Origin of the sequence: Mesorhizobium sp. M4A.F.Ca.ET.050.02.1.1 (assembly GCF_003997725.1) — a bacterium.
GTDB lineage: Bacteria > Pseudomonadota > Alphaproteobacteria > Rhizobiales > Rhizobiaceae > Mesorhizobium.
This window is the reverse complement of sequence record NZ_RZSG01000605.1, coordinates 1-3,729: the sequence shown is the minus strand read 5'-3', so window position 1 is coordinate 3,729 and position 3,729 is coordinate 1. Positions and strand designations below refer to the sequence as shown.

Below are 3,729 nucleotides of genomic sequence, written 5' to 3'. Positions count from 1 at the left end.
GCAATGGGTGCGCCTCGTGCTGGGCGACGGGGCCCATGCCGGCAAGACGCTGATTGCCGCCGACGCGCTGGCCCAGACGCATGCGCCGCTGATGACGCGGGGCAGGAACCCCGTCTCCGGCGGCGAATCCTTCTATGGCCTCGGCTGGAACGTCGAATTCGGCCGGCACGGTTTGAGTTGGGGCCATGCGGGCGCCTTCAGCGTCGGCGCGCGCACCCTGGTGACGATCTTCCCGAAGGAGAAGCTCGGCATCGTCATCCTCGCCAACGCCTTCCCGACAGGCGTGCCGGAGGGACTGTCCGACAGTTTCGCCGATCTCGTCTTCGACGGTGCTGTCGAGCAGGATTGGGTCAATGCGTGGGACGGCATCTATGCCGGCATGTTCGGTCCGGTGGTCGAGGCGGCCAAGGCCACCTTTGCCGCGCCGCCGTCTCCGGCAAGGCCGGCCGGGCCGGCCAGTGCCTATGCCGGCCGCTACGCCAACGACTTCATAGGCCAGGCGGACGTGTCGAGCGCGGGAGACGGCCTTGTCCTCAGGGTCGGCCCCACCAGCGCCCGGTCCTATTCCCTGACGCATTTCGACGGCGACCTGTTCCTGATCTACCCCGATGCCGAAATGCCGGACAGGCCGACGGGCGTCAGTTTCGTCGTCGGCCCCGACGGCAAGGCGTCGACGATCACCATCGAGTTCCTCGACGACAATCATCTCGGCACGCTGCGGCGCGTTGCCGACTAGATTGGCCAAGATAGGTCGCCGTTGGTGATGCACATAGCAGCGATAGCAAGCACCTTTGCGCTTGCCTTGAAGGCATTCTATTTTGCAGGTGGTAGCGGCTCGTGGGCATAAAATGTCGGTACTGCCTTTCCTGAGAATTTACGCGCCGCTCAACGCGGTGCTGGCTGCGCCTGGGCTTCTGGCGGTGGCTGCGCTGACGATACCGGACCTGTCCGGGCGCGGCAGACTGGCCCTGGCGGCCGTGCTCGCTGTCATTTGGGGCGCCTATCTTCTGCAACTGGCTGGGACGCTGCTCAAGCGCCGGGCGGGAGACCTGCGGAACAGGACGCCCGAAATCGCCATCGATGTGCTCGCGGTCGTGGTTCCACTCGCCGCATTTCTGCTCGTCGGCACGCCCGACCGCAGCCTCTACTGTGCCGTCTGGTTGCTGAAACCGCTGCGCGACTCGACCTTCTTCCCGGTCCTGGGCAGGGTGCTGGCCAACGAAGCGCGCAATCTGATCGGCGTCACCACGCTCTTCGGCGTCGTTCTGTTCGGTGTCGCGCTCGCGGCCTATGTCATCGAGCGCGACATCCAACCGGAAAGGTTCGGCAGCATCCCCCAGGCAATGTGGTGGGCGGTGGTCACGCTGTCGACCACCGGCTATGGCGACGAGATTCCGCAAAGCTTCGCCGGCCGCGTCCTTGCCGGGTTGGTCATGATGAGTGGCATCGGCATCTTCGCGCTCTGGGCCGGCATTCTTGCCACCGGTTTCTATCAGGAAGTTCGCCGCGAGGATTTCGTCCGTAATTGGCGATTGGTCACCGCCGTGCCGTTGTTTCAGAAGCTCGGCCCGGCCGTGCTGGTCGAGATCGTGCGCGCGTTAAGGCCCCGCATCGTGCCGGCGGGCGCCGTGATCTGCCGCAAAGGCGAGACCGGCGATCAGATGTTCTTCGTCGTGGAGGGCCGCGTCAGCGTCGCGATGTCGAACCCGGTGGAACTTGGCCCTGGAGCCTTTTTCGGCGAGATGGCGCTGATCAGCGGCGAACCGCGTATGGCGACTGTCAGCGCCGCAACGGCGGTCTCACTGCTGTCACTGCACTCGGCGGATTTCCAGATGTTGTGCAGCAGCAGCCCGGAGATCGCGGAAATCATCCGCAAGACCGCGCTGGAGCGGCGAGGCGCGGCGCCGTTGGCTTGACCGCATTAGGTGTGCAGTCCCGGACATGCTGTTTCATCGATCCTGGTCGTCAGGAAGGGGATGCGACGGGAAGGTTGCCAATTGCCCGCCGATGTCGATCCGGGCCGCCGCGACGCGCAGTATTGGCCTCAACGTGGGAGAAGCAGAGAGACTTTGACACGCGGTGCGAAAAAGCAGCGCAGATACGGCTGATGGGTTATGACGTAGGTATTCTCGCAGATGTGGAATTGGCCGTCCGGGGATTCCTGTACACGCTCCCGTGGGATGGTGAAATTATGCGGCAGGTAAGTGTACCCGCCGTCAATTCTGGACCGCACCGAAGATGGAGGTATGGCGCGGCAATCATGACCACCGCAACACTTGAATTTCGTCAGCGGGTCGATCTTGTCTTCGTACCAGTCATGGGCGTTCGCGCCCGTTGCGGCGGCGATACATATTGCCGTGAGGATGAACCTTCGCATGGCATTCGGCGGACGCTGCTCAGTCGAGCACCCATGTACATTAGCGTCCCGCCAAAAATTCCATTGATGCGGTGCGCCTTGCCCGCTCGTCATCAGCTCAGGAGGCCTGGCCGTAGTGCAGCAGCTTGAAGCAATCGCCGCTGCCGGACTTTGACTGCGTCAGCAGCGGTTTCGATCGCTCGATCCATTCCTGCTGTGAACCGGCATCGGCCTCGATCTGCTCGGCTGGGGCAAGGGTGACGAAGCCACGCCCCTTGCTGAACAGCCAGCAGGCGCGGGCGAGAAATCGCCTGCTGCGCTGGCGCAGCAGGTCGGCATCGTAAAGGATGTCGAGAACCTCGTGCTTGATCTTCCGTTCCTTTTCGGAATTGGCTACAGCAAGCTCGATCGGCTCATCGCCGATCGCCTCCTGCAGGTCCTTGTAGTCGAGGGCGAGCTGGGTGCTGGCATATTTGATCTCGCTCTCGTCCCGCACGATGTTGAACCACAGCGTCGGGTCGAGTTCGTTGACAATGAACGTCGTTTCGAAATCACGCGACAGGTTCAATATGTCGAAGGACTGCACATCGACGTCGCGTTCGACCAGCAGGATCTTGCCGACCTGTTTGCCGAGCTCGGTTCCCTGCGCGCTGATCGCGCCGTTCTTTCCGCCGAGTTCGGGATCGACATAGGCGCCGCCAATATCCAGCACGTCGTCGAACTCGCCGAGCGTTTCGACGACCGGGGCGCCGCGGGCAATGCGCGCCGCCAGCCTTGCCATGACCTGCTGGAGCTCAATCTCGCGCTTGCGCTGATCCTGATAGTTCTGCTGGAAAAAGAAGATGAACAGCGAGACGCCGATGCCGATCAGGATCACGCCCAGTTGCGAAAAGATGTTCCGGTAATATTCCAGCAGCTTTTCACGATGGCGCACGTCTTCGCGCACGCTGTGCGCCACGCGAAGATTGACGATCAGCGATAGGATCAGCAGCCCGGCTCCAACCAGGATGAGGCCGCCGATGAGAAGGTAGCCATGGCCTGCGCCGAAATCCATTGGCCTGCCCCGAAGCCCAGCCTGCGCAGATTAATACCATTTTGCTCAAACACCTATGGTTCGTGGCACGGAACCTCGGCGCCGGCTTTCGCGCCACTAGGCCTGCTTGCGCCGGCCGGTTCGCTTTTTCGCCGGCGACCTGGCCGCGGGGCTGGCGGCCTCGACCGCTTGCATGGCAAGCCTGGCCTGCTTCAAGCGTTCGGTCTTTCGTTCGCGTTCGGCCGCTTCGCCATCGATGATCTGGCGGGCCGCCCTGGTCGTGGCGTCCTGCTTCGTTTCGATGGCTGTCGGCTTCGGCTTGAATATTCCTTCGGGTATC

The 3,729-nt window shown here is 62.8% G+C and carries 4 protein-coding genes; 2 read left to right on the top strand and 2 right to left on the bottom strand.

Going from position 1 to position 3,729, the window contains the following annotated elements; translation table 11 throughout:
• On the top strand, window positions 1–736 hold a 736-nt coding region (locus EOA33_RS27765), incomplete at its 5' end, for a DUF3471 domain-containing protein (RefSeq protein WP_127407096.1).
• Window positions 737–848: 112 nt separating this feature from the next.
• On the top strand, window positions 849–1,916 hold the full coding sequence (locus EOA33_RS27760; RefSeq protein WP_126055434.1) for a cyclic nucleotide-gated potassium channel: 1,068 nt from the start codon (window positions 849–851) through the stop codon (window positions 1,914–1,916).
• 558 nt (window positions 1,917–2,474) lie between these two features.
• Here EOA33_RS27760 and EOA33_RS27755 read toward each other — a convergent pair.
• On the bottom strand, window positions 2,475–3,410 hold the full coding sequence (locus EOA33_RS27755; RefSeq protein WP_126055433.1) for a hypothetical protein: 936 nt from the start codon (window positions 3,408–3,410) through the stop codon (window positions 2,475–2,477).
• Window positions 3,411–3,506: 96 nt separating this feature from the next.
• The coding region (locus EOA33_RS27750) for a hypothetical protein (RefSeq protein ID WP_348628265.1) at window positions 3,507–3,729 on the bottom strand (223 nt) is incomplete at its 5' end.